General features: G+C 44.3%; 26 protein-coding genes. 15 read left to right on the forward strand and 11 right to left on the reverse strand.

From position 1 onward, the window contains the following. Positions 1-75: 75 nt before the first annotated feature. From M4S28_RS05130 to M4S28_RS05155, 6 genes are all read right to left on the reverse strand, one after another. Positions 76-1,464 (reverse strand): AMP-binding protein, encoded by a 1,389-nt coding sequence (locus tag M4S28_RS05130; RefSeq protein ID WP_249632423.1) that lies wholly within the window; start codon positions 1,462-1,464, stop codon positions 76-78. 6 nt (positions 1,465-1,470) lie between these two features. Beyond that, positions 1,471-2,028, reverse strand: coding sequence for a COG4648 family protein (locus tag M4S28_RS05135; RefSeq protein WP_017084500.1), 558 nt, complete (start codon positions 2,026-2,028; stop codon positions 1,471-1,473). Further along, complete coding sequence (locus M4S28_RS05140; protein WP_004736153.1) at positions 2,028-2,285, reverse strand: acyl carrier protein; 258 nt, start codon at positions 2,283-2,285, stop codon at positions 2,028-2,030. The genes M4S28_RS05135 and M4S28_RS05140 overlap by 1 nt, the downstream gene beginning before the upstream one ends. Before the next feature lie 10 nt (positions 2,286-2,295). Next, on the reverse strand, positions 2,296-2,556 hold the full coding sequence (locus tag M4S28_RS05145; protein WP_004736154.1) for a phosphopantetheine-binding protein: 261 nt from the start codon (positions 2,554-2,556) through the stop codon (positions 2,296-2,298). A 105-nt stretch (positions 2,557-2,661) separates the two neighbouring features. Next, complete coding sequence (locus tag M4S28_RS05150; protein ID WP_017088083.1) at positions 2,662-3,432, reverse strand: lysophospholipid acyltransferase family protein; 771 nt, start codon at positions 3,430-3,432, stop codon at positions 2,662-2,664. Next, positions 3,429-4,178, reverse strand: a complete 750-nt coding sequence (locus M4S28_RS05155; protein WP_249632424.1) for a beta-ketoacyl synthase chain length factor — start codon at positions 4,176-4,178, stop codon at positions 3,429-3,431. The genes M4S28_RS05150 and M4S28_RS05155 overlap by 4 nt, the downstream gene beginning before the upstream one ends. 72 nt (positions 4,179-4,250) lie before the next feature. On the opposite strand from M4S28_RS05155, the gene M4S28_RS05160 reads away from it, so the two are divergent. Genes M4S28_RS05160 through M4S28_RS05170 form a run of 3 tightly spaced genes read left to right on the forward strand, consistent with a single transcriptional unit; the run spans position 4,251 to position 7,009 of the window. Next, a complete protein-coding gene (locus M4S28_RS05160) occupies positions 4,251-4,640 on the forward strand; it encodes a hypothetical protein (protein ID WP_017084503.1) in 390 nt (129 codons plus the stop codon). Between the two features lie 28 nt (positions 4,641-4,668). Then, entirely contained in the window at positions 4,669-5,742 is a 1,074-nt protein-coding gene (locus M4S28_RS05165; RefSeq protein WP_102497700.1) for a methyltransferase, read from the forward strand. Positions 5,743-5,767: 25 nt separating this feature from the next. After that, positions 5,768-7,009 (forward strand): NAD(P)/FAD-dependent oxidoreductase, encoded by a 1,242-nt coding sequence (locus M4S28_RS05170; RefSeq protein ID WP_249632425.1) that lies wholly within the window; start codon positions 5,768-5,770, stop codon positions 7,007-7,009. Positions 7,010-7,150: 141 nt separating this feature from the next. Here the strand turns inward: M4S28_RS05170 and M4S28_RS05175 are convergent, their stop codons facing one another. Both M4S28_RS05175 and M4S28_RS05180 read right to left on the reverse strand, forming a co-directional pair. Then, entirely contained in the window at positions 7,151-7,657 is a 507-nt protein-coding gene (locus M4S28_RS05175) for a hypothetical protein (protein ID WP_004736164.1), read from the reverse strand. Between the two features lie 139 nt (positions 7,658-7,796). Further along, on the reverse strand, positions 7,797-8,930 hold the full coding sequence (locus M4S28_RS05180) for a flagellar assembly protein FlgT (RefSeq protein ID WP_017076832.1): 1,134 nt from the start codon (positions 8,928-8,930) through the stop codon (positions 7,797-7,799). Positions 8,931-9,122: 192 nt separating this feature from the next. On the opposite strand from M4S28_RS05180, the gene M4S28_RS05185 reads away from it, so the two are divergent. After that, the gene (locus tag M4S28_RS05185; RefSeq protein WP_004736167.1) at positions 9,123-9,758 is read left to right on the forward strand and encodes a FlgO family outer membrane protein; all 636 of its coding nucleotides are present in this window, start codon (positions 9,123-9,125) and stop codon (positions 9,756-9,758) included. A 9-nt stretch (positions 9,759-9,767) separates the two neighbouring features. After that, a complete protein-coding gene (gene flgP / locus M4S28_RS05190) occupies positions 9,768-10,199 on the forward strand; it encodes a flagellar assembly lipoprotein FlgP (protein WP_004736169.1) in 432 nt (143 codons plus the stop codon). Between the two features lie 286 nt (positions 10,200-10,485). On the opposite strand, the gene M4S28_RS05195 is transcribed toward flgP, so the two are convergent. The 3 genes from M4S28_RS05195 to flgA form a co-directional block, all read right to left on the reverse strand. Further along, a complete protein-coding gene (locus M4S28_RS05195; RefSeq protein WP_102457445.1) occupies positions 10,486-10,911 on the reverse strand; it encodes a flagella synthesis protein FlgN in 426 nt (141 codons plus the stop codon). Between the two features lie 66 nt (positions 10,912-10,977). Further along, positions 10,978-11,295 (reverse strand): flagellar biosynthesis anti-sigma factor FlgM, encoded by a 318-nt coding sequence (gene flgM / locus M4S28_RS05200; RefSeq protein ID WP_108093648.1) that lies wholly within the window; start codon positions 11,293-11,295, stop codon positions 10,978-10,980. Positions 11,296-11,474: 179 nt separating this feature from the next. Next, positions 11,475-12,221: a flagellar basal body P-ring formation chaperone FlgA gene (flgA, locus tag M4S28_RS05205; RefSeq protein ID WP_017076831.1), complete on the reverse strand. Its 747-nt coding sequence runs from the start codon at positions 12,219-12,221 to the stop codon at positions 11,475-11,477. Between the two features lie 77 nt (positions 12,222-12,298). On the opposite strand from flgA, the gene M4S28_RS05210 reads away from it, so the two are divergent. The 10 genes from M4S28_RS05210 (at position 12,299) to M4S28_RS05255 (ending at position 21,120) form a co-directional block, all read left to right on the forward strand. Continuing rightward, positions 12,299-13,225: a chemotaxis protein CheV gene (locus M4S28_RS05210; protein ID WP_102535163.1), complete on the forward strand. Its 927-nt coding sequence runs from the start codon at positions 12,299-12,301 to the stop codon at positions 13,223-13,225. A gap of 11 nt (positions 13,226-13,236) precedes the next feature. Beyond that, complete coding sequence (locus tag M4S28_RS05215; protein WP_004736174.1) at positions 13,237-14,064, forward strand: protein-glutamate O-methyltransferase; 828 nt, start codon at positions 13,237-13,239, stop codon at positions 14,062-14,064. A 255-nt stretch (positions 14,065-14,319) separates the two neighbouring features. Then, positions 14,320-14,715, forward strand: coding sequence for a flagellar basal body rod protein FlgB (flgB, locus tag M4S28_RS05220; RefSeq protein ID WP_249632426.1), 396 nt, complete (start codon positions 14,320-14,322; stop codon positions 14,713-14,715). Positions 14,716-14,719: 4 nt separating this feature from the next. Continuing rightward, positions 14,720-15,133, forward strand: coding sequence for a flagellar basal body rod protein FlgC (flgC, locus tag M4S28_RS05225; RefSeq protein ID WP_004736176.1), 414 nt, complete (start codon positions 14,720-14,722; stop codon positions 15,131-15,133). Positions 15,134-15,150: 17 nt separating this feature from the next. Beyond that, complete coding sequence (flgD, locus tag M4S28_RS05230; protein ID WP_004736177.1) at positions 15,151-15,864, forward strand: flagellar hook assembly protein FlgD; 714 nt, start codon at positions 15,151-15,153, stop codon at positions 15,862-15,864. 50 nt (positions 15,865-15,914) lie between these two features. Next, positions 15,915-17,219, forward strand: coding sequence for a flagellar hook protein FlgE (flgE, locus tag M4S28_RS05235; RefSeq protein ID WP_017076830.1), 1,305 nt, complete (start codon positions 15,915-15,917; stop codon positions 17,217-17,219). Between the two features lie 271 nt (positions 17,220-17,490). Further along, positions 17,491-18,240: a flagellar basal-body rod protein FlgF gene (gene flgF / locus M4S28_RS05240; RefSeq protein WP_017095944.1), complete on the forward strand. Its 750-nt coding sequence runs from the start codon at positions 17,491-17,493 to the stop codon at positions 18,238-18,240. 21 nt (positions 18,241-18,261) lie between these two features. Next, positions 18,262-19,050, forward strand: a complete 789-nt coding sequence (flgG, locus tag M4S28_RS05245; RefSeq protein ID WP_004736180.1) for a flagellar basal-body rod protein FlgG — start codon at positions 18,262-18,264, stop codon at positions 19,048-19,050. A gap of 107 nt (positions 19,051-19,157) precedes the next feature. Further along, positions 19,158-19,934, forward strand: a complete 777-nt coding sequence (gene flgH, locus M4S28_RS05250; protein ID WP_017076829.1) for a flagellar basal body L-ring protein FlgH — start codon at positions 19,158-19,160, stop codon at positions 19,932-19,934. A 94-nt stretch (positions 19,935-20,028) separates the two neighbouring features. Then, entirely contained in the window at positions 20,029-21,120 is a 1,092-nt protein-coding gene (locus M4S28_RS05255; RefSeq protein ID WP_017076828.1) for a flagellar basal body P-ring protein FlgI, read from the forward strand. Positions 21,121-21,129 lie beyond the last annotated feature (9 nt).

Below are 21,129 nucleotides of genomic sequence, written 5' to 3' on the forward strand. Positions count from 1 at the left end.
ATCCTTGGGCTGAAAATGGGTGTTGTGACAAAAATATAAAAAGACAGTCTCAGTGTAAAACACGATAAGCGATTTCTATGATTTTACGAGCTGCTCTATGTGAGAGGTTAACCGCTTACCTTGGCTGTTGAGGGGAATCTCGTCAACAACACGATATTTTCTTGGGATAGCGATCGGTTCTAACCACTTTCTCAACTCTGAACGCAGCATCAACCAGAATTTACCTTTACTCATGGTGGCGAGTTTCGCTTGGCCTTCCTCTGATAATACCAAAACCGACGCTAAGATTAAGCGCTCAGGTTCTTCAAATGGAATCACCACGCACTCACTGATCCAAGGAAGTTGCTCTAGTCGCTTTTCGACTTCAACCAGTGATACTCGTTTTTCTTCTATCTTGATCACTCGATCGGTTCGGCCTTTCAATATGAATTGATTGCTCGAGACCATTTCGCACTCATCGGCGGTTTGATACCAGTTGTTTTTGTCGATGTACGGCGACAATAACTTAATGCAATTCTCACTGTTGAGACTAGCCTCAATACAGTCAAAAAGCTGCCAAGGTGTTTGAGCGCTCTCTTGCTGACGAAATGCGATACCGCCGGTTTCAGTGCTACCAAAAACCTCGATGGGAAAATGTCCTAACAAGTTAAGTGCTTGGTGAGCCGATTCGGTTGGTAAAGGGCCACCAGAAGAAAACACACCAGCTAGCTGTGCAGACTTTGTCTCGTGTTTTAATCGCTTGAGTAGCGCAGGGCTACTGATCAGCACGCTCTGTTTGTTAGCGTGAGATAGGATTTGTTCAGGGTACTCAAGGTTGCTTCGAGCAAATGGAACACCAGAACAGAGTGGCCATAAGATTCTAAACAGCAAACCATAGATATGTTGATGTGAGACCGTACTGTGGACTCGGTTGCCCTTAAGTAAATCGCCCCAGTTTTTATCTAGCTGAGCGATTTCAATATCTAGGTGCTCTAAGGTTTTGTCTATAGCTTTGGGCGTACCACTTGAACCTGAAGTAAACAGGGTCAAGTGGATGGCTGCCAAATCAATGGGCGCAAGATTATCGATTAGAGGTTGTTGTGCTTTGGGGTTTGAGTCCAATAAGGTTTGGATATTGCGAACGTTACTAACATCAACTTCACCAATCGAGTCATCAACTAACAGGCAGTCAAAATGTTCACTCAATTCGGCAAGTGCACAAGGTTGATAGTTACCCGGTAAGATGATGTGTTTTTTGCTGACAGCACATGCCAAAAAGGCCACCGAAAATAGGCAGCTGTCTTGGGTACAAATCGCAACTCGTTGAAAATGGGATGAAGATAAAAGGTTCACGAGTTGAGATAAGTCGTCGTTAAATGTTTGCCAAGTAATCTCACTATTGTCGTCAAAGCAGACAATAGATTCAGGGGCTCGGTTTTGAGTGAGGAGTTCAGACAATGAGATGTAAGATACGGTTTGGGTCATAACAATTTAACTCTGACGAATGCGCTGTCTTACCACCCACTCTCCTGCAAAGAGTAACCCGGCGAACAAATAGCTGAGTAAGCCATTGTATAGGGTCCAGATTTCAAGAGACTGGAAGCAGGTGTAAAGGGCGATAGAGCCATTGATAACAAAGAACAAACACCAAACTTTGGTGACTTTTCGTGTGTAATCAACGCCACTTTGCGGAAGTTCAGGCTCTTGGAGTCGAGCAAGACGTTCGATAATGGTTTGCGGTTGCCATAGGCTTGAAGCGAATACAGCCAACATACAAACATTAACGATGACGGGATAATAGGTTAACCAGCCATGCTGTTTGAAGGCTAACCCTAATGCCAGTAGAACAATTCCGGCACTTCCACTGATCCAAGCTAGGTGTTTTAGCTCTTTGATCTTAGCCTGACCGCCGGTGAAAATGCGGACAGCAAAGATAGCGGCTAAGACGATACCAACGGTTTGTAGGCCAAACTTGTTGAGTCCAAAGTAAACCGCTATTGGATAAGTGAAAAGTATGATTGCCGACAATAAAGTCAGCAGAGGACGCATTAGGCGTCCTTCAATAGTTCAGCCACAGACTCCACAACGTCATTAACGGTGCGTACTGCTTTGAACTCTTCAGGTTTGATCTTCTTACCCGTTACGTTCTGTAAATGAACGACCAAATCAACCGCATCAATGCTGTCTAGGTCTAGGTCGAGATAAAGGTGTGCTTCAGGCGTGATATCTTCAGCATCAAGCTCAAACAGCTCAATAAGCGCATCTTTAACCTGATTGTATACTTCTTGTTGGTTCGCTTGTGTCATAAAGATCTGTCTAGTTGTTTGTTTGAGAAGAGATGTAGTTCGCTAGATTTTCAACTGACGCAAAGTGCTGTCGAGTGTTTGAATCGTCGGCATCGATAACAATGTTGTACTTTTTCTTGATAGCAAGACCAAGCTCAAGTGCATCGATAGAATCTAGTCCAAGTCCATCACCAAATAGTGGAGCTTCTGTTTCAATCTCATCAATGCTCATGTCTTCAAGGTTCAATGCGTCGATGATCAGTTGTTTCAGTTCGTTGTGTAATGTTTCCACTTTGGCCTACTTAATGCTTTATCTGAATGCTGCTTTAAGGGGGCGATTCTACATTATGCGATGTATTTTCGAAATGCCGATATCGCCGGTTGTTTTATTGATTAGCTAAATGTTTTCTTCGGAAGGGAATATAGTATGTGCAAGATGATGATTAAGGCGTCTTGCTGCCGAAGTTAAGTTATTTGCATTCTCAATAAATGGTGCGACTTCTATTTTACCTTTCACCGCGATATGAAAAAAGGGTTTCGTAGCAGGAACTTGATACCATTTTTTCTCTTTCGTTAAGAATGTCGGAGAAACCGTAATATGAATCACGCGTAAATCGGTTTGTGTTCGAGTGGCAATTTGCGCCGCACCACGTTGTAATGATGGTTCAATTCCTGGTGTTGTGCGAGTCCCTTCGGGAAAAACCAGCAGTACATTGCCACGTGAAAAGCGTTCTTCACAACGTTCTAAAAGATCGTCAGGAGCTTGGTTGGGTATATAACCCGCCGCTTTGACAATCCTTTTCATAAAAGGGTTTTCCCAAATTGCGGCCTTAACGAGGCAATCACATTGAGGAAGTTGAGAGGCGATCAGCACATAGTCGATTAAGCTCGGATGGTTGGCAACGATGATGCAGTTGCGATCTTCGCGTAGCAGTTCGGCGCCATCAATTCTGTAATCAATTGCGCCTGTGAACTTCATGATTTGGCAAAAAGCATTGAAGGAGAAACGAATCAGTCGCTGAACTTTGAGCTCTCTTTCAATGGTATTGGGTGTCGTTATCGCAATAGAAGGTAAGATTATGAAGCTTAATACTAAGCCTCCCAGCCCAAAAGTGGTAAAGCAGAACCCTGTCGCAAACACTCGCCAATATTGGTCTAACTTGCTCATTGCTGTGTTCCTGTCTTGGCGTTATTTATCCACGACCAAGTTTGGTGCTTGCCAGCAACAGTCCACTTATTTGTACCCAATAAGATATGTTGGAGCGTTTGTAGCCCTTGTGGTAACCCGGAAGATGCTTGGTTGGCTTCTACTGTTCTAGTAATAGAGTATTCACTGCCAGTCGTGAGCACTAAGCCCAGAGCATAATCAGCATAGTGTTGTGTTTCGTATTCTTGGTAAAGCTCAGGTAAAGGCTGGTCGAAATCAATGACGAGCACACGATGTGACGGATACTGATGTAGGTAAAGATAAGCTTCGATCAGAGCATTGTGGAAAGTATCTTGCCCAGCAGCGATAGAGGTCAGTGGAATCGGCGCTTTTGCGGCAATCGTTGTGAGACCAGCAGCGGTATTGTGCACCGACTGCGAGAACGCCATTGGTGAGGCGTCATCACCTTCTAAGATTGATTGAATCAATGTGGCAGTTCGGTGCAGCTCACCATGTCGGCTGGCAAAAACCAGAAAATCAACCGAGGTGTCTTTTAATAGAGTCAATGCAGTTTGGACGGCAAGCTTACTTTGCAGGCTCATTCGACGGCGCATCATCGGCGGGATTGCTTTAAATTCAGTTGAGCCATCTTGTGGCCAATCTATATTTGTGCTCCATGTTTGCCATTCGGCAACGGAATTGAGCCCCGCAGAATTTGCAGACCATTTCTCAATATTAAACGACATTAATTGGGATTGATTTGACATAGAGTATTGATTTGCTTTGGGTCTAACTAAATACTATGCGTGCTTATAAATAAACACAGGTAAGGAATTTAAATGAAATTACTAAAAATAGCCGTTTCAATGTTATTCATATTCGTTCTTGCAGGGTGTGGACGTGTCCAACCTGTAATGAATGTTGAGGATACTCCAGTTGCACTTAATCTTCAAAGTAAACAGGTGAAATCAGCTATTTATGAGTCTGCTGAAAACCGAGGCTGGTTGGTTTCAGAAATAAAGCCTGGCTTGATCCGTGCAGAACTGTATGTTCGTTCACACCATGCTGTGATTGAAATTCCTTATAGTGACAAGTTTTACTCTATTCTTTACGTTGAATCAGAGAATTTGAAGTACGACGATGGTGAAATACACCGTAATTACAACCGTTGGGTTAATAACTTAAACGTTGATATTAAACGTAAGCTTGCACAAATGGCAGCTGAGTAATCCTCTATTATTTAAAGTTAGGTTTTTCGTGTCGGAATATAAATTAGATCCATTCAACGCATTAGAAGCAAAAACAGAAGCGCAGAAATTGTCTTTCGCTCCCATTGTTTTTCATACTGCCCGTACACTTCGTGATTTAGGTATCTTGAAAGCGTTAGATGACGCGGGTAATGATGGTTTACCTGCAGAGACTCTTTCGGAAATAACGGGCGTATCTGAGTACGGCGTAAAAGTTCTGCTTGATATGGCGTTAAGTGCTCATATTGTTACTTGGGACAAACCTAACTATAAAATGGCCAACCTTGGTTTTTACCTTCTGCACGATGGTATGACCAACGCAAACATGGATTTCACAGCCGATGTTTGTTACGCAGCGATGATGCATCTAACCGAAGCTATTGAAGAAGGCACACCTGCCGGCCTGAAAGAACTGGGTGATTGGGAAACCATTTACCAAGGCTTGTCTCAATTGCCAGAAAAAGCCAAAGATAGTTGGTTTAAGTTCGATCACTTCTATTCGGACCGTTCGTTCCCTGTTTTGCTTGAGAAAGTCTTCAGCAAGAAACCTAAATCGCTGGTGGATATCGGTGGTAACACCGGTAAGTGGGCAATGCAGTGCTGCAACCATGACTCCGACGTTGAGGTTACGATTGTTGATTTGCCACAGCAACTAGAAATGGCAATGGCAAACGCAACACAACATGGCCATCGAGACCGAGTGACTCCATTTCCAGCCAACATGCTCGATAAACAACAAGCGTTGCCGACAGGCGCGGATGTGTGGTGGATGAGCCAGTTCCTTGATTGCTTCTCGCCAATGGAAATTCTGAGCATATTAAAGCGTGTTCGCTCTCATATGTCAGAAGAGGCGACGGTCTATATCCTTGAATTGTTTTGGGATGCACAGAAATACGATGCGGCTTCTTATAGCTTAAACGCGACCTCTCTTTACTTCACTTGCTTGGCCAACGGCAACAGCCGTTTTTACCGCAGCGAAGATTTCTTAGAGATCGTTGAAGAAGCTGGCTTTGAAGTGGTGACCCGTACCGACGATATCGGCCTTGGTCATACGCTTCTTGAATTGAAAGCTGGCGCGCAATAAAAAATAACAAACATGGCTTAAATTAATGAAAAAACTGTCAACTCAAGTAGTGATCATCGGAGCTGGGCCATCAGGGTCTATTGCCGCGTCTTTGCTTCACAAAAAAGGCATCGATGTACGAGTGATTGAAAAGAGCCTTTTCCCGCGCTTTTCTATTGGTGAAAGCTTGTTACCGGCTTGCATGGAAGTGATTGAACAAGCTGGCATGAGCGAAGCGGTGGCTGACGCTAACTTCCAATTTAAAGATGGTGCCGCTTTTCGTAAAAATGGCGTGTACACCGCGTTCAATTTTGAAGATAAGTTCTCTGCTGGGCCGGGAACCACGTTTCAGGTTCAGCGAGGGGCCTTTGATAAGGTGTTAGCAGACACAGCCGAAGCACAAGGCGTTACTATTGATTATCAACATGAGTTGATGGGTATTAACTTCACTGAAGACAGTACCATTTTAGACGTACAAGTGCTTGATGGAGAACACTATCAGCTAGAAGCTCAATACGTGCTAGATGGCAGTGGATTTGGTCGCGTGCTACCTAAGATGCTTGATTTAGAGGAGCCATCATCGCTTCCTCCACGTAAAGCTATTTTCACGCATGTTAACGATCATATTTCAGAGGTTGATACCGACCTTGAATATGATCGAAACAAAATTCTGATCTCGGTGCACCCGACCAACCCTGACGTTTGGTATTGGTTGATCCCGTTTAGTAACGGAGTGTCTTCGTTTGGTGTCGTCGGTGAGCCTAAGTTCTTTGAATCATACCCACAAGATAAGATTGCCGCTATTAAGCAACTGGCAATGGAAGAGCCGGGTTTGGCTGAGATTTTGGCAAATGCAGAGTATCCGAACCCTGCGGGTGAAATCGGTGGCTATTCTGCCAACGTAAAACACCTTGCAACAGACAAGTATGCGCTATTGGGCAATGCCGGTGAGTTTCTTGACCCTGTTTTTTCATCAGGCGTGACGATTGCGATGAAGTCGGCTCAGTTTGCGGTTGAGTGCGTGGAAAAGCAGCTCAATGGTGAGAAGGTTGATTGGGACCGTGATTATGCGGATCCGCTGATGGTTGGCGTAAACACCTTTAGAACGTATGTTGAAGGGTGGTACTCAGGTACTTTGCAGGATGTGATTTTCTATCAAGATCCCAACCCGAAGATTAAGCAAATGGTGTGTTCTATTTTGGCTGGTTACGCATGGGATCAAACTAACCCCTATGTGAAAGAATCAAAACGCCGACTGACGACACTGTCGGAGATATGCCGAAGCTAGGTGGTCGATTAAGGTGTAGCAATCTGCTAAAGCACCATAATGATAAAGCCTATAAATCAAAACAGCCGCAATGCGGCTGTTTTTGTATCTGATAAATATGGAAAGCTGATTTTCAGTTAACTCGCTTTACTGAAGTTGATACTACTTCAGGTCGATGCTGTTCAGTCGTCCCATAAAGATAAGCAGCTCAATCACGTCTTTGTGGGCCTCAAGGAGCGCTCGTTTGGTTTGGCTGTAGGCGGCGAGTCGCCCGTGCTTTCTTATAGAACATACTTTGGTTTTGTATTTGTATTCACCACTTTCAGAGAATACGCGCCACTTAGCGATGTAGCATTCATCTCGATGTTCGGGATCTGTCTGAGTCGGGTTTGGTTTGAATACTATTTTAGGTTCTAAACTGTGCGGTAAACGCGTCATCAGATAGGGCTCTCTAAGGACTTTTGGCCAAAACTTTCCCCAGAGCTTTCTGCCAAGCTCATCTCTTAACTTGATGGTTTTCTTTAGTGCTTTGTCTTCACCCATACGAACAAAACCGACAGAACGATGTAACACCGTATCTTCGGGAGTATGGATGTGGATTTTAAAAGCGGTTTGGCCTTTCGATATAAATCGATAACCGGTCGCACCAATTAGATTATTCTGGCTCATAGTTTGCTAAATGATGATTATGTTATTAATAAGGTTACGACAAATACGTTAAAACCGAAACTAATCATCATGAAAAAAATAAAGCCTTAACAAAAGTGCTAAGGCTTTATTAGAAACTATGAAGTGAGCTTGTCGCTAACTACATGATTTTCTGCATTACATCACCAATTTGAATGCTTCCAGCAAGGCTAGGTTGATCAATCGTGAGCTCGGCTTCATTTTCATACACGCGAGAAACCGTCAGCGTGATATCGCTTTGAGAGACCTTATTACGTGGCAAGCCTCGTTGGTCGATAAACGAACCGGTGTGCCACAGTTGCAGTTTGTCACCTTGTTGAACGCCATGCATTCGACCTAAATCAATGGTCACAGTGTTACCAAATACTGCAGCTACCTCTGGAAGTGTGATTTTACATGATACTTCTGATTCCAAGTCCAACATAATATTGCGGCTGACGCGAAGCATCATACTGCCGTAGGTCGATGCCCAGAAACGAGCACTGCGCGTATCAACCTCACTGGTCTTAGCAAAAGGCCATTTTGCCACTTCACGGTAGCTACGGTTATAAACCTGATGACCTGTCTTACCGTCAAAGACTTGCATCTCTAACGCAAACTGGCGGTTTATAATGTCGTCTTTTAGAAGCTTGGATTCAATGGTCGCAGTTAAATCGGTGATATCACCGCCGATAATGTACTGTGCTCCCGTGTCTTGTGCGATCATTTTGATCACTTCCGGTCGACGCTTGTCGATATCGTAATTGGTTGTGCCAACAGAAACAAAGCTACGAGATTCTTGCGCCAGTTGTCGGTCAACGACATGGCTAAAATCATCACCAATATTATAGATTCTGCCCATTACAGCTTGTTGTGGGGAAGTCACATCAATGTTGCCGACCAAAAATGTTTTCTTATATTGGCTCTCATGGCAAGCATTTGCCGAAGGGTAGATGTCGATCCTTGCAGTGATCATTATATTGCCACTGCGTTTCTTCTCTTTTTCTACCAAGATGTAGCGCACTTCATGATTGGTAAATTGAAACTCTTTCTTCTTCGCGTCGAGGTAGGGCGTGAGGTTAGCAATGCTACCAATGTCAGCACCAGAGAACTGGATCGCTTTATATACCGCGTCTTCCAGCGCATGGACTCTTGCGGCTTCCTCTGACGATACGATGGTTGCTGTACCGGTAACTTCATACCAAGAGGCATGAGCACTGAAGCTTATGGTTATCAGTGAACTTATTGAAAATAAGTAAGAAATTATTTTTTTCATCTATTCGTTACCAGTTGGGTATAAATATTGCTTAACAAATAACTATAAGCTTGAAGCTGACTTAAGTGCGTTTTTCTTAATCTGAACCATTAATGAAAAGCAAAGACTGTTCCAACATTGTAATCCATTGAAAAGAATAATGGTGAGAACATATTGGAATAGGTAGCACTAAACATATCTGGAGATTAGAGAATGAAAAAATGGCTCGTAGTAATGAGTGTCATGTTACTGACATCATGCGCTTATTCGCCGATCTATAACGGCAAGTCTGAATATTCAGGCAGTCAGTTTATGTTGATGGACAGCCCTCGTCATACCATGGACTTTTTCGTGGAAAGTATGACTGAAGATTTGATCATTTCGAATACGAGTATTTCAGCAAGAACCCCAATTGCGATTACTTCGTTTGTTGACCTGCAACACATGGACACAACAAACTGGCTAGGTAATTCAGTTTCAGAAGGTTTTATTCATCAGTTTCAGCGTCGTGGCTTCAAGGTGGTTGATTTTAAAACAACCGGTTCGATCCAAGTGACTCACCAAGGTGATTTTGCATTAAGCCGTGATTGGAAAGACTTAGCTCAAGAGCAAGATGTCCAGTACGTGCTGACAGGCACTATGCTTCGTCAAGAGGGCGGTGTTCTTGTTAATGCTCGTGTGGTAGGCATGCAAACTCGTATTGTGGTTGCTTCCGCGCAAGGCTTTTTGCCAGCGGATCGTATTGGTCGAGATCTAGATACTCTGAACAGCATTCGAACTCAAGATGGTGTCATTATTCGTTCTGATCCAACGATGACTCAGCCTTACACCGTTATTCTTCGCCCCTAGGAGTTCGAGATGAAGAAGTTAATATTTGTTGTTGCCGCTTTGCTGCTTGTTGGCTGTCAGCCTCTGCAAAACATGAGGCCAGACGATTACTTAGTTGCCGTTGGTTACGCGAGTATCAGTGAGCAAAAGGGACGTAACGACGAGGAAAGGCGCATTCGTGCGATGAGAGCTTCCAAGATCGATGCTTATCGTGAACTTGCTGAACAAGTGTATGGCATGCGAGTGAGCGGCCGAGCAGAGCTTGAAGATCAACGCCTTGGCACTGAACGTACTTCTGGTGCAGTTGATGGCGTAATCCGTGGCGCAGAAGTAGTGCGCAGCTACCCAGTGGGTGATAGCTATGTAACAGAGCTCCAATTAGATATCCGTAAGATGGAACAGCTACGTAATTACGGTGAAGTTCAGGCAGTGCCTGAGAAGAGACAACAAACGTTGTTCTAGTTTTAGGAGCATCCAGTTATAGGCTTACCTAATTATATTGGCTGCCACTCGCTTTCCAGATGGCGTGTCGGCAACAAATAACGGTTATGACTAAAAAAGCGGCAAGTATGAAAATACTTGCCGCTTTTTTGTGTTTATCGTTTATTAGGGGTATTTACAGGTTTAGAGAGACTTTGACGGTGTAGTGAGAAGGGTAGGCTGAGATAGAGATAGAGATAGAGATACAGATACAGATACAGATACAGATACAAGCAAGAAGGGTGTTGTGCGAAGAAGATTAGCCCAATTAGGCTTTTACATTGGTTCCCAGCGTAGAAATCGTATGCGTTTGGCCACCGGCATTGTAAGTCATACCAATTTTACCATGGCTTTGCTGCATCATATTGCTGAGTTTTTTGAAACTGAGGTGTGCTCGATTCAAGGCTTCGCCATTGACTAGGTTCGCTTGGTGGCAGTCGTGCACTATGGACTTGATGGTCTCGACTAACTGAGCAAGTTCAGGGTTCTCGGTCAATTCTGAGATATTGGTATGGGTAGCAATTCGTTGATCGGTTGATCTTAGCTGTTCAACAAGGACCACTTTTTCTTTGGCGATTCGCTCAATATCGTTTGATTGTCGGCTCGTAATAGCGGTTTTCTCTGAACTTAGTAATTCAGATAAGGCTTTGGCATTTTGAAGTTGAAAATTAACTAAATCTGCTAGTGCCGCCATAACGTAAACCTATTCATAACCTCGTGTACTTTAAGACAATAACTTCAATGAAAAGTTAGTGTTTTCTTAAAGGCCTTTTAATTCATCTTCGAACTTGATCATGTTGTCAGCCAGTTTCTCTGGATCGACAGTGTATGAACCATTCGCAATCGCTTCTTTGATCGCAGCAACTTTTACAGAGTCAAAGCTTGGTTGTGCTGCCATGTCTTGATGGAGCTGGCCAATCGCTTTGCCTTGTTGGCTTAGTGAAACCGCGTCTTTGCTTGCTGGTGATTTAGTTGACGCATCAGAACGTGATGCCTCAGAGCTAGAATCAGAGCGTACTGCTGGTCGGTTAGTGGTCGTTAGGGTTTGCCCTGAACGAATATTATCAATGCCTGCCATAGTTAAGCCTTTTTCTTCAAAAATGGGAACCTGTACAGTCAATATCGACCAAGGGTTCGAATACTTTAGCAATTTTTAGCTCAATAGTCGAAAAGGGACAAAACACCGCAGCCGCTATATTTTGGCGTTAAAGTTGAGAGCAAAATAACTAACGATACCGTCAATTTAGAAGTAAAGAGTTAAAAGTAAACCGTGACTTCAGACATGCTGGTAACAATACCTTCAATTATACGCTGTGATTTATCATTTTTCACTCTTACTTGATCACCCATTGAGCCATCCGTAAGCGCAGTCCCTTTGGTGGTAATGGTCATGCCACCTTTTATTGCCTGTATGATAACCTTCTCGTTTCGGCATACGACACAGATATCGCCTCTTTCGACAACATCACCTGGCCTCAGGTTCTTTTTTACCTTAGCGCCGATCACTTGTTGGGGAGCGGTGAAACCTTGGCGACGAAACTTGTTAAGCGAAATCATAGCGGTGGTGACATCGTATTGACCAACGATTTCGCCTCTTGCTAGTGAGCGTGTTGTTGTGACTAGTGGTACTGACATTGAAAGGCGTACCGGCACGTAAACTCGCCACTCATCAGGAACACATTGCACTAAAACCGTAATGCTACTACGGGTATTGCTGGTGGTTGAGGCGCTGGTATCTAGAGGAATAGGGCAATCTGTTGCTTTGATTCTAGAGTCCACATTTGCTGAGTTAACAAAGAGTTCGCCGCCTTGTGGCTGCTCAACTGTCTCTAGGATGTGTTGTTCGGCCGCAGACTGAATCATTTCAATTTGCTCTGGAGTCGCAGCTTGTACAAAAAAACTAAACAATATTGATAAAATGCCGATAAACTTAGCGACAGTTTTAAAAGTAGCTCTACACATTGCTATGGAAAAAAGCGGCAGATTTGTTTTATGATATATCATTCCGTTTCTCTAGTGGTTCGTAGCCTGCAGTAGACTAACACTTTTTATCCAAAAAAGTTTGATATGGAGATGAGCTCATGACGGGTATTCTTGATTCAGTGAATCAGCGTACGCAACTCGTCGGTCAAAACCGATTAGAATTACTAACCTTTCGCCTAATGGGGCGTCAGCGTTACGGCATTAATGTTTTTAAAGTAAAAGAAGTACTTCAGTGCCCTAAACTGACAAAAATGCCAAACTTGAACCCACTGGTTAAAGGTGTAGCACACATTCGTGGCCAAACGATCTCTGTAATCGATTTGAGCTTAGCGATTGGTGGCCGTCCTACAACGGATGTTGAAAAGTGTTTTGTGGTTATTTCTGAGTTTAACCGAACCATTCAAGGTTTCTTGGTCAGTTCAGTAGAACGCATTATTAACATGCACTGGGAGTCGATTCTTCCGCCGCCAGATGGTGCAGGCAAAGCCCACTACCTGACTGCAGTCACCAACATTGATAATGAGCTGGTAGAAATTCTTGATGTAGAAAAAATTCTAGCGGAGATTTCACCTGTTGATGAAACAATGGACAGCAAAATTGCTGAAGAAATCGCACAAGTAGAACAAGGTAAAGAATTGGTTCGTCGTATCTTGATTGCTGATGATTCAACCGTTGCTCGTAAGCAGGTTCAGCGTGCGATTGAGTCGATTGGTTTTGAAGTTATTTCAGTGAAAGATGGTAAAGAAGCTTATGAGAAGCTGGTGGAGATGTCATCAGAAGGCAGTATTTACGATCAGATTTCATTGGTGATTTCAGATATCGAAATGCCAGAAATGGATGGCTATACGCTGACTGCTGAGATTCGTCGTCACGCCGAACTTAAAGATCTATACGTAATTTTACACTCATCATTGAGTGGTGTATTTAACCAAGCCATGGTTGAGCGTGTAGGAGCTAACTCCTTCATCGCGAAGTTCAACCCCGATGAGCTTGGTGCAGCGGTAAAAGCTGCGTTAACTAACTAAAAGAGACATTAATGACTGCTATAACAATAAGTGATCAAGAGTATCGCGATTTCAGCCGTTTCTTAGAATCTCAATGTGGCATTGTATTAGGTGACAGCAAACAGTACTTAGTGCGCAGCCGTCTAAGCCCATTAGTAACGAAGTTTAAGTTAGCTTCGTTGTCTGATTTGTTGAGAGATGTAGTAACAGGTCGAAACCGTGAGCTGCGCGTGGCTGCAGTCGATGCCATGACGACGAACGAGACACTTTGGTTCCGTGATACTTACCCGTTTGCTGTGCTTGCGGATAAACTTCTACCGGAAATAGCGGCAAATAAACGTCCTATTAAGATTTGGTCTGCGGCAAGCTCTTCAGGCCAAGAAGCATACTCAATGGCAATGACGATTCTTGAGACTCAAGCTCGTAAGCCAGGTATGTTGCCAAATGTATCGATTACCGCAACTGACATCTCAGCAAGTATGTTGGATATGTGCCGCACTGGCGCGTACGACAACCTTGCATTGGGACGTGGACTTTCTCCTGAGCGTCGTCGTACTTTCTTTGAAGATGCGGGCGATGGCCGTATGAAAGTGAAAGATAACGTTAAGCGCATGGTGAACTTCCGCCCTCAGAACCTGATGGACAGCTACGCATTGTTAGGTAAGTTCGACATCATCTTTTGTCGTAACGTGCTGATTTACTTCTCGCCTGATATGAAATCAAAGGTACTTAACCAGATGGCAAACAGCCTGAATCCTGGTGGTTACCTATTATTGGGTGCGTCTGAATCGTTAACAGGCTTAACGGATCGCTTTGAAATGGTTCGCTGTAATCCAGGCATCATCTACAAATTAAAGTAATGAGTGGCACCAGTACTAGGTGCAACGTTACTGCCTAATTTCAAAACCCAGCCAAGTGCTGGGTTTTCTTTTTTCCGTTAAAGCTATATCTTTAAGTCAGAGTGACATTCCAATTTACTCTATTTTTTGGCTTGTATATTGCAAGTTTACCCACGAGTAACCTGTAAAAGTATTGATAGCCCGCTTTGTTTTAAAAGTTGGTATATATATTGCTTTGGTTATCTCATAACAGTCAGTTCTTGAGTTGAGGTTTACATGGCTATTTCTTTTGACAATGCTTTGGGCATTCACCAACACACGGTTGGTGTACGTGAGCGTGCCGCTGAGGTGCTTTCCACCAATATCGCGCAAGCCAACACGCCTGGGTATAAAGCAAAAGGATTAGACTTTAAGAAATCACTGCAAGCGGCAAGTTCTGGGGCAAGCATTGGTCTTAGTCGTACAGATGGTCGGCACATTTCTGCCTCAACAACGGTGAACGGGGAAACGAAGTATCGAATTCCTACCCAACCTGATACAGGAGATGGCAACACGGTTGATTTGGATTTGGAAAGAAACCTTTTCATGCAAAACCAAATTAGGCATCAAGCCTCTCTCGACTTCTTAGGAAGTAAGTTCAAGAATTTAACTAAAGCGATTAAAGGGGAATAATTAGATGAGTTTATTCAATGTATTCAATGTGACTGGTTCTGCGATGAGTGCTGAATCTGTTCGTCTAAATACGACCTCGAGCAACCTTGCGAACGCGGACAGTGTAAGTAGTTCTGCTGAAGAAACTTACAAGGCTCGTCACGCAGTGTTCGGCGCTGAGTTAAATAAAGCACGCAACAGTGGTCACACTGTGCCTGTGAAAGTATTAGGTATTGTGGAAAGCGATAAGCCGCTGAGCGCGGAGTACAACCCGGATCACCCATTAGCGAACAACGAAGGCTATATCTACAAGCCTAACGTCAACGTTATGGAAGAAATGGCAAACATGATTTCGGCATCACGTGCGTACCAAACAAACGTACAGGTTGCTGACTCGAGTAAACAAATGCTGCTGCGTACGCTGCAGATGGGTCAATAAGGATAAGGAGGTAGCAAATGGCTGGAATCAACAACAATGTTGGTCAAAGCGGCTTGTCCTATGTTGACCAGCTGAAGAGTCTTCAAGATGGCGCGAAAAAGCCCGACGAAACAACAGGTAAGCAGGATCTTAAACAAGAAGACTTCTTATCTTTGTTGACTAAGCAATTAGCCCAACAAGACCCTTTTAAGCCGGTTAGCAATGACCAGATGATTGCGCAAATGGCTTCATTTGCGACCGTAGATGGCATTGGCAAAATGAATACACAGTTTGAAAGCTTGAATTCATCAATGACTTCTAACCAAGCATTACAGGCATCCTCTTTGGTTGGCCGCGATGTATTGGTTCCTGGTGCGGCAGGTGTGAAACCCGGTGATGGCGGTATGGCGTCAATGGTTAAGCTTCCTCAGGCAATGGACAATGTAATCGTCCGTGTTGAGAACGAAGTTGGACAATTGGTTCGCACTTTTGATATCGGCTCTAAACCATCAGGCGACACACGTGTTGAATGGGACGGAAAAGACGAAGACGGTAACCCATTGCCGGCTGGTAAATACAACGTGAAAGCGTCGGGTTTACTGGATGGCGAGAACACAGAGTTCCAAGTTTCCAGTTATGCGAACGTGAACAGTGTGCTTCTTGGTAAGGGCGATGGCAACGTACTACTCAATCTGGCTGGTTTCACATCGCCAGTACGACTTGCTGAAGTACTAGAAGTTGGTAAAGCGTAACGCTTTAAAAGAGTGATTATGCTAGCTAGAGAGATTAGGAGAATATTGGAATGTCATATGTAGCTTTAAGCGGTCTATCCGCTGCACAACTAGACCTGAATACAACCAGTAACAACATTGCGAACGCAAACACATTCGGCTTTAAAGAGTCACGTGCGGAGTTTGGCGATGTTTACTCAAGTTCGTTATTCACTAACGCAAAAACGACGGCAGGTGGCGGCGCGCAAGCTAGCCAAGTGGCGCAACAGTTCCATGAAGGTTCAAGTATTTATACGAACAACCCAATGGACTTACGTGTAAGTGGTACAGGTTTCTTTGCAGTATCGAAAGACCGTATGGTACCGGAGATCAATGAACTCACGCGTAATGGTGCATTTCACCTAAACAAAGACAACTACATGGTTACTGCTAACGATGAGTTTCTTTTAGGTTACGATGTTGATCCAAACTCGGGTGAAGTTCTTTCTTACGCGCCAAAGCCTCTCGACATTCCTGCTGAGTTTGGTAAGCCAAAACAGACAGAAAACATTGAAGTAGGAGTTAACCTTCCTGCAAACGGTGATCTTAAAGACCCGGCTGCATTTAACTTCAAAGATGCTGATACCTATAACCGTGCAACGTCTTCGACGGTATACGATTCTATGGGTCAGTCTTACAAGTTAACGACTTACTACCTCAAAGATCAGACTCAACCAAACACTTGGCAGACGTACTACACCATGTCAGATGAGAACGGTGAAAAGCCGGTCAATATCACGGGTGGTGATGCGACAAATGCACAAGGTCATGTTGGTCACACAATGAAGTTCAACAATGACGGTACGTTGGCGAGCCTTAACAATGGCCAGCCAATTAACTCTGAAGCACTAGGTGCTGGAGCTAACCCAATTGATTTGAACGGTGCTGATCCAACGCAAGTGCTTAAGTTTGGTCTAGATTCGTCAACTCAGTTTGCCGCTCCATTTGAACTCACTAAGTTCGATGAAGATGGCGCGACAACAGGTTTCTTAACCAAAATCGATTTCGATGAGTATGGCAGTGTTTTAGGTACTTACTCAAATGGTGAAAACGTGATGCTTGGCCGTGTAGGCTTGGTTCGTGTACCCAATGAGCAAGGCCTAGATAAGAAAGGCGGCACTCAGTGGGATTCTACTAATGACTCAGGTTCTAAAATCTGGGGTGAATCGAACAAAGGTTCATTTGGTAGCATCAACAACGGCTCGCTAGAGCAGTCGAACATCGATATGACACAAGAACTGGTTGATTTGATTTCTGCTCAACGTAACTTCCAAGCGAACTCGCGTTCTCTAGAAGTACACAACCAACTGCAACAGAATATTCTTCAGATTCGTTAATCGTTTCGAGCGTTTGAATCATCTGTGAATACCCAATTCAATATCATTGAATTGGGTATTGTTGTTGAATTTGATATGGCTGTTTGCTTTTCTATTTGCCGCCCCTATTGCCGCCCGGTAATGCCTCTGGCAACAATTATTCCTCAATGATCCTTTGACGATCACCCATCTTCGTTCTTTTTCCATTTAAATTACTGATAAATAACAGTAAAAAATATTGGCACAGTGTTTGCTTTATTAGCCCCAGAAGATGATTTTTTGGAGCAAAATTATGGATCGCGCACTGTTTCTTGCCATGAGTGGCGCTAAGCAAAATATGCAAGCTTTGCAGCTACGTGCTAACAACCTTGCCAACGTAAGTACAACGGGTTTCCGTGCTGATTTAGCACAAGCACGTTCAATGCAAGCGTACGGTGAAGGCATGCCTACTCGTGTTTTCAGCATGACAGAACGTCCGGGTCATAATTTCGCACAAGGTAGTGTGGTCACCACTGGCCGAGATCTTGATGTCACTATTCAAGGTGATGGTTGGATTTCAGTGATGGATAACACAGGCCGTGAAGGTTTAACGCGTAATGGTAATCTAAAGGTTGACCAAAACGGTTTGTTAACCAACGCAAGCGGTCACTTGGTGTTAGGTGAGAATGACGCGCCAATCACGCTCCCAATCCCGGTCAGCAAAGTAGAAATTGGTACAGATGGTACGATTTCGGTGATTCCTCAAGGCGCTCCAGCTGAAGAATTAGCGATTGTTGACCGTATTAAACTTGTACGCCCAGACAACCAAAGTTTGTTTAAAGATACGAATGGTCTATTCCGTTCGAAAAACCCAGATCAGGCATACGAAGCAGATGCAGCGGTAACGTTGCTTAAAGGTGCTATCGAAGGCAGTAACGTAAATGCTGTAGGTGAAATGACCAGCCTAATTGACTTGCAACGTCAGTTTGAAATGCAGGTCAAGATGATGAGCACGGCAGAGGAAATGGACAAGTCGTCTGATTCACTGCTTCGTATGAGCTAATAGAATTTAAAGGAATTTGCTATGCATCCAGCATTATGGGTAAGTAAAACAGGTTTAGACGCACAACAAACCAATATCTCAACGATTTCGAACAACCTTGCCAACGCCTCGACCATTGGTTTTAAAAAGAGTCGTGCGGTATTTGAAGATCTGTTCTATCAGAATATCAACCAGCCAGGTGGCCAATCGTCTCAAAATACTGAGCTGCCTAGTGGCTTGATGTTAGGTGCAGGTTCAAAAGTAGTCGCAACTCAAAAAGTGCACACTCACGGTAACGCGCAAACAACGTCGAACAGCTTAGATATGATGATTGAAGGCGACGGCTTCTTCCAAGTTGAAATGCCAGACGGTGAAACAGGTTACAGCCGAAATGGTCAGTTCACTCTGAACGGTGACGGCGCGATCGTTACATCAGGTCAAGGTTATGCTCTGCAACCAGAAATCGTGATTCCTGAAGATGCGATTTCGGTAACTGTTGGTAACGACGGTGAAGTATCAGTACGTCTACGTGGTGAGCAAAACAACGTCGTGGTTGGCCAAATCACCATCACTGACTTCGTAAACCCAGGTGGTTTAGAGCCTGTAGGTCAAAACCTTTACTTACCAACCGGTGCTAGTGGCGACCCGCAAGAGGGGGTTCCTGGCTTTGATGGCTTAGGTAATATTCGTCAGTCGATGCTCGAAACATCGAACGTCAACGTAACCGAAGAGCTGGTGAATATGATTGAAGCTCAACGTGTCTACGAAATGAATTCGAAAGTTATCTCGTCGGTAGACAAGATGATGAGCTTTGTTAACCAACAGCTGTAATTGGTTTATTAGCCGTTTAATTATTGATAATTAATTGATTTTTCCAATTAACTGACGTGTTTCTACCAATTGATCTATTTACCATTGCCTGCTGAGAGTATATCGCCATGAAACGTATTTTTTGTTTAGCTCTGTTTATGTCTATGACGGGGTGTTCTGTTTTGGATCCTATTGAGACTCCGGCAGAAGAAAACGCAACCACAGTGGTTGATGCCGTGGAAGGTGATAAGTCAGCGCAAGAGAGCTCAGGCATTATCGATACGCTTCGTGGTCGAACCGATCCAGTTGCTGGTGACCCAGCATGGGCGCCAATCAATCCAAAAGAAAAACCGGAACACTACGCAGCAGCAACGGGCTCACTGTTCAATGTTAATCACATTGGCAGCATGTATGACGACTCAAAACCTCGTGGTATTGGTGACATCATTACCGTGGCGTTAGACGAGAATACTCGAGCGACCAAGAAAGCCAACGCAGACATGTCTAAGTCGAATGATGCAACGATGGAGCCGCTGGCAGTTGGTGGTCAAGAGTTGACGATCGACAAGTACAACTTTTCTTATGATCTGAGCAACACCAACACCTTTGCGGGTGACGCGTCAGCCAACCAAAGTAACAGCATCAGCGGCTACATTACCGTTGAAGTTATCGAAGTCTTAGCCAATGGTAACCTAGTGGTCCGTGGTGAAAAGTGGATGACACTGAACACGGGCGATGAGTACATCCGCCTAAGCGGCACCATCCGTCCTGATGATATAGACTTCGAAAATACCATCGCTTCAAACCGTGTTTCTAACGCACGAATTCAGTATTCAGGTACGGGCGTGCAGAAAGATATGCAAGAGCCTGGATTCTTGGCACGATTCTTTAATGTATCTCTGTAGAGCTTGATAGGGCGTCGGGATACTGACAGCCCTCATCAATCACAAATATTTCGCTAAGTTATTATAAACTAAAGCAATACAGACAGGTTACTCAATGAAAAAACTCACACTCGTACTATTCGGCATGCTATTTCTTGCCACCAGTGCCCATGCTGCGCGTATTAAAGACGTGGCAAAAGTGGCGGGTGTTCGTAGTAACCAACTTGTCGGTTATGGTTTGGTTACGGGTTTGCCGGGGACAGGTGAGACAACTCCCTTTACCGATCAAACGTTTAACGCAATGCTGCAAAACTTTGGCATCCAATTGCCGCCCGGCACCAAGCCAAAAACTAAAAACGTCGCCGCGGTAATTGTTACCGCTGAACTCCCGGCATTCTCTAAGCAGGGCCAGGAAGTTGACGTAACGGTGTCTTCTATCGGATCAGCAAAAAGCCTTCGTGGTGGTACCTTACTGCAGACTTTCCTGAAAGGTCTAGACGGTCAGGTGTATGCGGTCGCGCAAGGTAACTTGGTAGTAAGTGGCTTTAGTGCACAAGGTAACGACGGTTCTAAGATTGTCGGTAACAACCCTAATGTCGGCATCATATCTAGCGGTGCGACGGTTGAACAAGAAATCCCAACTCCATTTGGCCGTGGTGACTACATCACTTTCAACCTAATCCAATCCGATTTTACAACGGCTCAGCGCTTGGCTGACGCGGTTAATAATTTCCTAGGCCCACAAATGGCTTCAGCGGTCGACGCGACTTCAGTCAAAGTTCGTGCGCCACGTGAAATCAGCCAACGCGTGGCTTTCTTATCGGCAATCGAAAACATCGAATTTGATCCTGCAGAGGGTTCTGCAAAAATTATTGTTAACTCCCGCACCGGTACTATTGTGGTTGGTAAGCACGTTCGCCTAAGAGCGGCGGCAGTAACCCACGGTGGTATGACGGTTGCAATCAAAGAAAATCTAAACGTAAGCCAGCCGAATGCATTCTCTGGTGGCCAAACGGTAGTGGTTCCTGATTCTGATATCGAAATCACGGAAGGCGATGGCAAGATGTTCAAATTTGAACCGGGCCTAACGCTGGATGATTTGGTCCGCGCAGTTAACGAAGTGGGCGCAGCGCCTTCTGACTTAATGGCAATCCTTCAAGCACTGAAACAAGCCGGTGCAATTGAAGGTCAATTGATCATTATCTAGGGAATAACG

This window comes from Vibrio sp. J383, from assembly GCF_023503985.1.
Classification (GTDB): Bacteria; Pseudomonadota; Gammaproteobacteria; order Enterobacterales; family Vibrionaceae; genus Vibrio; species Vibrio splendidus.